This is a genomic window from Pseudomonas sp. NPDC098747, from assembly GCF_044760045.1.
Classification (GTDB): domain Bacteria; phylum Pseudomonadota; class Gammaproteobacteria; order Pseudomonadales; family Pseudomonadaceae; genus Aquipseudomonas.
The window spans coordinates 1-7,282 of the sequence record NZ_JBIWAL010000105.1; the positions used below are offsets into that span (position 1 = coordinate 1).

The following is a 7,282-nucleotide window of genomic DNA, read 5'->3' on the forward strand; positions in this document are numbered from 1 at the left end:
ACACATGCAAGAATACTTTCCAAGCTATCAGGCACAGTCGACCTCACAGCAACGCTGGGAACACCTGCATGCGCTGGCGTCGACCTCCTATGATCGCGGCTTCAACACCGAACTCGACATCACCCTCTACGCCAATATCCACGGATTCCTTGGCGAAAGAGCGCTGGAAGAGCACCCAGACCTCGACGCCATACTCAAAACCCCATCGGAACAAACGCCCGCACAGCGACTCGAACGGGTCGCTGATATCGCCCAGGAACGGGCTGAACCCCCGCTAAGGAGCCAAGGATGACAACGCCAACATCGACCGGCAAAAGCCCGAACAACGTTGCAAAAAGCCGGGACGACGGCAAGTGTGCCATGGGCGGCTGCTCGTTGATGAAGGCAAAAATCCAGCTCATCCCACTGCGTTACGGCCTCGTTGAACGACTCGACCCGTCAAGCGCGCTGACCATGCCGTACAAAACCACTTCTCGCCCACTAGGCATTCGATTGATGCGTGACGGCTGGCTCTACGTCATCGTCGACAAGAAGCCTGAAGCCGTTATGCACGAATACCGTATTCAGGACGGCATCGTTACGCAACTGCTGTGGGAGAAAGGTGAAATTACCGCCAATAAACGCGAAAGTAATGTGGGCGAAGCCGTGTTGGTCTTCCCGCGTTTGAGCAAACTTTACGTCAACTACTCCGAGGTGCAATGGACCGCCGCGAAATGCGCGCAGGTCATCAAGCACAAGTCTGAACGTGAGTACTTCATGCAGAAGGTCGATCTCACCAATGCAGACCCTGAGAAAGGCGCAGCTAATCTACTGACTCCAAGTCAGGCGGAAAAGTGGATTGCGGAAGTTGCAGAGCAGCCGAGCAAAGACCCAGCAGCTACGGGCGCCAAACCCGAAGAAAGCAAAGACTACCTCTGGGAGCAAGCATCGCACTTCAAAAAGACTCAACTCGGTGCGCTGAAAAAACAGGTCAAGGCAGAAAACGAGCGTGACCATCTGTATATGGTCATACAGGATGACATCGGCGTACTGCGCGACCTCGCCGAACATCAGGATTTGGTAACTGGGTGGATCAGTGACTGGAGTGATGCGGAGACAAACCAAAAGAAATATGTGTTTGGTTGCTACATCGAATCCTTGTACACAGTCACCGGCGATACCATCCTGAATGCTGCGCAAGGCGATCCACGCTTTGCCAAACTCAAGGACGAAACAAGCGAAGAGCAACGGCAATCCATCGTCGATTACGTCAACGTTAAAAATCAAACTCAGTATTCAGGCGCTGGTACGCATCGTGGGGCTATTGCAGCTTCAAAGTCGCGGATGCGTACGAGTCTTGGACTTTTGCATTCCAAGTACGAAGACCTGATCGAGACCATCGAAGACAACGCGGATGACGCGCTCGACGGCGCGAAAATGGGACAACAGGGCATCAACGATCTGATCGACCGACCAGCTATGGAAGCCTTCCTGAAACAGCAACGCGCCCAACTCAATCGTTGGAACAAACGACTAGATCTGATCAGTGACGATCGCGCGAATCTAATCTGTGAAGAACGCTTCCAACGCTCAGCCTGGTATTTTGATCCCAAATTTGGCGATCAACTCGACGCAACTCTCGCTACTGAATATGCCTGTATGAGAGACATTTGCCGGACAGATAAAGCGACTGAAAAGCTTGCCGATCTGCTCGAGAAACAGCCGGGGTTTACCGTACCAACCTTCTTCACATTGAGTTTGACTGATCAGAAGGACATGCACTCCAAGGTCACATCTTTCATCAAGTCCCTGCGCGATACCTATATGGTCAAGGACGACTATCAGGGTGCCCAGGCACTCAGCGGAAAATTTGGCAATTTGCTCACTCAGAATCTCGCAGCAGCAATGCAATTGAGTGAAAACGGCATTGTGCTCGGACAGTTGCGCAACACGGCGTATGAGCCGGCAAAGCAATTGCGCCTGGCAGGAGCGCTGGATGAGGCCATCCAAGCGCTACGCAATGGACAGCCGCTAGATCCAGCAAAAGTATTGCGCCGAATTCCTGGCTCGGCCTGGATAGATGTTCTTCGTGCCTTTGGTAAGGGAGGTATTACATTAGAGTTTGCCTCTGCGAATCAAATTGCTGCTTTCAAAGCTGATATGGCCAAACTGATAGATCTGCGCCAGCAAATGACCTCGCTGAAAAATCAGATTCGGCAAACCCTGGCTGATGAACGTAAAGGAAGGTCACCAAAAGGCGGTTATAAAACCTTGGTATCTCGCCGCAAAGCCATTCAACAGACTGTCGCTCCCCTTGAAGGGCGGATAGCTCAAGCCATGAGTCCTGTTGGTGACGGACCGGGCAAGGCTGCCTTCAAAATTAAAGGTCTTAACAATGCTCAGGTGCTTGAGTTTGAGCGGATGGCCGATGACTATCGGCTCAAGCGTCCTTCCAAGGGAATAAGCAAGGCGGTTTTCGCATCAGCTGGAGGGGATTTGTTTTCTTCAGCTGCAGCGGTTCTGCAAATCATCAGCTTTGCGACTGTTTATGGTGAATTTGCTAGAAAAAAAGAGGCGGATTTCTCCGATAAGTTGGCTGTAGCAAATGCTCTTTTTTCAATGTTTGGGGGGGCAATTGCGGCGGCCCAAGGGATTGCCATTACTGGCCTTTCTGTCGCAATTGAAAACTATGCGAGTGCCGCAGCTAAAATCGGATTAGCCTCCAAGTTAGGCAAAATTACAGGTGTATTGGGGCCGTTTTCATATTTTTTTGGCGCTATTGCCGCAGGCACCGGTTTGTATGGTGAAAAAGGGTCCGCCGCAAGATGGACCGAAGCTTTACGGTCAGGCGATGGCGCCAAGCTAGCTGGGGCTAGCATGACGCTGGCTGGAGACTCCGGCCAACTAGTTGTCAATGGCTGGGCGACCGCACGAACAGTTCAATACACTTTTGAAGCTATGACGAATGTAAGCCAGGCGCGTGCTCTTGCGTGGGTTACAGCTGGTGGTAAGTTGCTCAGCGTCGCCGCACGTGCCAACCTGATTGGCCTAGTCCTGACAGGCCTCCAGTTAGGTGGTGAATGGCTATACAACCGTAATAATAAGACGGAACTGGATAAATGGCTGCTTAAAGGTCCTTGGGGCAAGCAGAGCGAAAACCGAAGTCTTGCGGAGGAGCGTTTGATGTTAGCAAATATTACTGCCGCTCCGCAGATAGCCCTACAACAAGTAAACAGCAAGCCCATGGCCGTCTTGAGCGTGCCGGGGATGACAGCCAATGATCTAGAAGATGTCAGTCTCGGCCTCAGTGCTTACTGGTTAACTAACCAACAGCGCAATGACTGGGAAGCGTGGAGCGAACCATTGCTGTGTCAACTCAATCTGCTAGGTGCTCCGGGCGAACCTCTTAAGCTCGGCTTGGAAATATTCCAACACGAAGCTAATGCCCAGCATGGCCTTGCCGTCATTTTACGCTACCACCCCGTAGCCGGTGATAAATCTTTCCGAGAGAAACGATTCGAAACCACGACCCTAAACGCGCAGAATGGCAAGCTGCTTCAATCAGTATCTGTGTTAAGGACACGTACCACGGATGCCCCTTGGTTGCTAGTAACTAGCGACTCCCTGTAGTTGCCTAAACCGCCTACGTTTTCTCGGTTGAATTGCATGCCATCCAAACCTGAACAGCAAGTCGAACTTGACCTTAAAAATCACCGCCCCACGGCGGGTGAAACTCGTCGTTTTGCCACAGGTGAAGCATTATTTTTCTCACCGCTGCCAGTTCCGACCGGGCAAATCCCAATGGATCTCGGCGGAAGTTTTGTTGAAGTCAACGACACCTATCTGGACTTGGGTAGTAGCAATCTCACCAAGTCTTTCCAAGCACGATTAGCTGTGTCACTCCCAACAGTCGTAGTTATCGTTTGTCTATTTGTTCTCCCAACATTGATGGGCTTCGCAGCATTCATAAACCCATTCGGCAGAAGCTTCTGGTTTTACTTCAACGATTTTTTTGAGTTCGGAATATCACTAGCGCTCTGGTGTGGAGGGGGAGCAGCGATGATTGGACTGTACGCGGTTATCAGCACCACAAGGAACAAAGCCCGCGCCAGACCCATCCGATTTAACCGTCAACGCCGAGAGGTCTGTTACTTCCCGAATGGCTCCGACGAAGCTGTGATCCAGCCTTGGGAAGACACGGTTGCGTGGATATCAGTCAGTACCGGATTCACTGGAGTAGGCGTAATCAGTAGCTACACCTTTGGCATGGCAATAGATAATCCCAAGGCCGATACGGTGCACTTTCTCACACAAGAGGTCATGACTCCTGTTCATGGACTAGGCAAATGGGAAGCCATACGTGCCTACATGGAAAAAGGACCGGAGTTCTGCCCTGCTAAAGCACCCTACGAGGGTCGCCATACCTTCGATAAAGAACGAAAAGACATGCACGAGGAATACCAGCACAACGAACGTTCCGCATTAGGAGTTGGTTGGTGGTACCTGACACACCTGATCACTTGGTGGCGTTTTCCGTATTGGGTAGCAGAATGGGACCATCGTTTCAGCATGAAATCTCTACCTGAATCCATTGCTGAGTGGTCCAAACCTCTTCCGCCTGAACAATGGGGCAAGCCAAGCCCAGCGCTTAAAGAGCAAAGCGCGAAAATCGAAAAAGCCTTTGCTCAAGGGCAGGACTTTATGACGTACTTCAAGGCAAACCTAAATGAAAGCAAGGCAGAATAATAAAAAACAGCTGAGCTATATAGTTGCCAGAAATCAGATAATCCGATAACCGCCGGGTCAAATCTAAGCTTTTACAAAAAACGAAAAACAAAGGGGATGATTTATTTTCAAAAGAAATAATCCCGCCCCCTTTTCGAGCATCCAAACTACGACGTTGGTTACGCAAAATAGCAAGCTACTTTCGGCTGTCTCTGTATTGAAGTCGCGCAAAACCGATGCACCATGGCTATTGGTCAACAGCGACTTCCTGTAGGTGCAGGCTTCACCACTTTTCGGTTGAATTACATGTCATCCAAATCAACAAATAACGACGAACCTCATCTCAAACATCAGCGCCCCGTCGCTGGTGAATCTCGACGTTTTACTACTGGCGAAGCAGTGTTTTTCTCGCCACTACCCGTCCCTACCGGCCAGATCCCAATGGATTTGGGGGGAAGTTTTCTTGATATCAACGACACCTACCTGGACCTCGGTAGCAGTAACGTCAATAAGGCATTCCAAACCAGAGTGATGATCGCAAGCAGCATGCTCATTCTGATTGTGAGTTTAATAATCGGCCCTTTCATCGCCGGACTTATGAGTTTTGGTGATCCCTGTGGCAGAACATTTACACATATTTTCATAGAGTTTTTCCCCACCGGTGCTGCAATTGGAGTTTGGGGAGCAGCAGGAGCCACAGTTCTGGGGCTCTATGTTGTCATCAGCACTACTCTTGCCAAAGTCCGTACCCGCCCAGTACGCTTCAATCGTCAACGTCGCGAAGTCTGTTTTTTTGCGAACGGGTCTGACGATCCGGTCATCCAACCTTGGGAAGAAATGGTTTCCTGGCTTTCTGTCAGTACCGGTGTAACAGGGGTCGGCGTCATGAGTACTTATACATTTGGCATGGCATTTGACGACACTAAAACTGATACCGTTCATTTTGTGAACCAAGAAGTAATGACCCCAGTTCATGGTTTGGGTAAATGGGAGGCGATACGTATTTACATGGAAAGAGGGCCACAACACTGCCCCGGTAAAGCTCCATACGAAGGCCGCCATACATTTGATAAAGAGCACGGAGATATGCTTGAGGAGTACCAACACAACGAGCGCTCCGCGTTAGGTGTTGGCTGGTGGTATTTCACTCATGTAATCACTTTATGGCGCTTTCCGTACTGGGTTGCGGAATGGGACCATCGTTTCAGTATGAAGTCTCTACCTGATTCCATTGCTGAGTGGTCAAAATCTATACCAACTGAGCAATGGGCCAAACCAAGCCATGCATTGAAAGAGCAAAGCGCCGACATCGAAAAGGCTTTTGCTCAGGGACAAGATTTCATGACGTACTTCAAGGCAAACCTAAACGAAAGCAAGGCATAGGAATTAACAAATAGCTGAGCTATATAGTTGCCAAAAATCAGGTGGCCCGATAACCGTTACATCAAGTCTGAGCTTCTACAAAACTGGAAGACGCGATCATCGTCGCCATCAACAACAAAATGCACAACTGCCAGGATCCAGGCAACTCGCACTTCACCCACCTGGAAGAAGTGCAGTTCACCTACCGTAAAATCACCTGGACCCACGAAGTATTCGGTACTTCGGGTTCCGATGACTGGCGTGCTCCAGTCGTTTAATTACGGCTGATCGTTACAAGCATCGGCCAGCTCTGCTGGTCGATGTTGTTTACGCCCCTCCAGAATTTCGCGTACGTTGACCCGCTTTTGCGGGCGTCGACGAGCGCCGTTGCACAGCACGAGGAACAAGGGATGTTCGCGCCGGCCAATGAAACCCATTTTGCCCTGACCATCGAAGGTCTTTCCGCTGATTTCCAGGTGTTTACCTTGCAAGGTCGGGAAGCCATCAGCCAGCCTTTTGTCTTCGAGGTGGAGCTGGTCAGTGAGCAGCCGTCGCTGGACCTCGAAACCCTGCTGCACAAACCGGCCTTCCTGCAACTGTCGCCCGACGGCAGCGGCATCCATGGCCAGATCTACCGCGCCGCGCAAGGCGACTCAGGCAAACGCCTGACCCGTTATTCAGTGACCCTGCGCCCGCAACTGTCGTACCTGGCGCACCGCGTCAACCAGCGCATCTTCCAGAATCTCAGCGTGCCGAAAATCATCAGCCAAGTGCTGGAAGAGCATGGCATCCAGAGCAACGCCTACGAATTCAAGACCGGTTCGATCTACCCCGAGCGCATCTACTGCGTGCAGTACGACGAGTCGGACCTGCATTTCATCCAGCGCCTGTGCGAGGAAGAAGGTATCCACTACCACTTCCAGCACACGGCGACGGCGCACAAACTGGTGTTCGGCGATGACCAGACGGTGTTCCCGAAACTTGCGCCTGTGGCCTATCAGCAAGACTCCGGCATGGTCGCCAGCGACCCGGTGATCAAGCGCTTCGACCTGCGCTTGGAAACCCGTACCAGCCGCACCACCCGCCGCGATTACGACTTCCAAAAACCGCGCATCACCCTCGAAAGCGAAAAGCGCGGCGACGCCGTGCCCGACCTCGAAGACTACGACTACCCGGGTCGCTTCATCGATCGCGAACGCGGCAAACACCTGGCCAA

General features: G+C 51.4%; 4 protein-coding genes and 2 pseudogenes. All 6 read left to right on the forward strand.

Features of this window, described 5'->3' with window-relative positions; all coding sequences use genetic code 11:
- Nucleotides 1-292, forward strand: a pseudogene (locus ACIQVE_RS28810) (DUF4123 domain-containing protein); the annotation flags it as partial.
- Nucleotides 289-3,609, forward strand: a complete 3,321-nt coding sequence (locus tag ACIQVE_RS28815) for a toxin VasX (protein ID WP_402815248.1) — start codon at nt 289-291, stop codon at nt 3,607-3,609. The pseudogene ACIQVE_RS28810 and the gene ACIQVE_RS28815, both read left to right, overlap by 4 nt.
- Nucleotides 3,610-3,645: 36 nt before the next feature.
- Complete coding sequence (locus tag ACIQVE_RS28820; protein ID WP_402815250.1) at nt 3,646-4,725, forward strand: DUF6708 domain-containing protein; 1,080 nt, start codon at nt 3,646-3,648, stop codon at nt 4,723-4,725.
- Between the two features lie 222 nt (nt 4,726-4,947).
- Nucleotides 4,948-6,087, forward strand: coding sequence for a DUF6708 domain-containing protein (locus ACIQVE_RS28825; RefSeq protein ID WP_402815252.1), 1,140 nt, complete (start codon nt 4,948-4,950; stop codon nt 6,085-6,087).
- Between the two features lie 74 nt (nt 6,088-6,161).
- Nucleotides 6,162-6,344: pseudogene (locus ACIQVE_RS28830) on the forward strand (type VI secretion system tube protein Hcp); the annotation flags it as partial.
- A 132-nt stretch (nt 6,345-6,476) separates the two neighbouring features.
- The coding region (tssI, locus tag ACIQVE_RS28835) for a type VI secretion system tip protein TssI/VgrG (protein WP_402815254.1) at nt 6,477-7,282 on the forward strand (806 nt) is incomplete at its 3' end.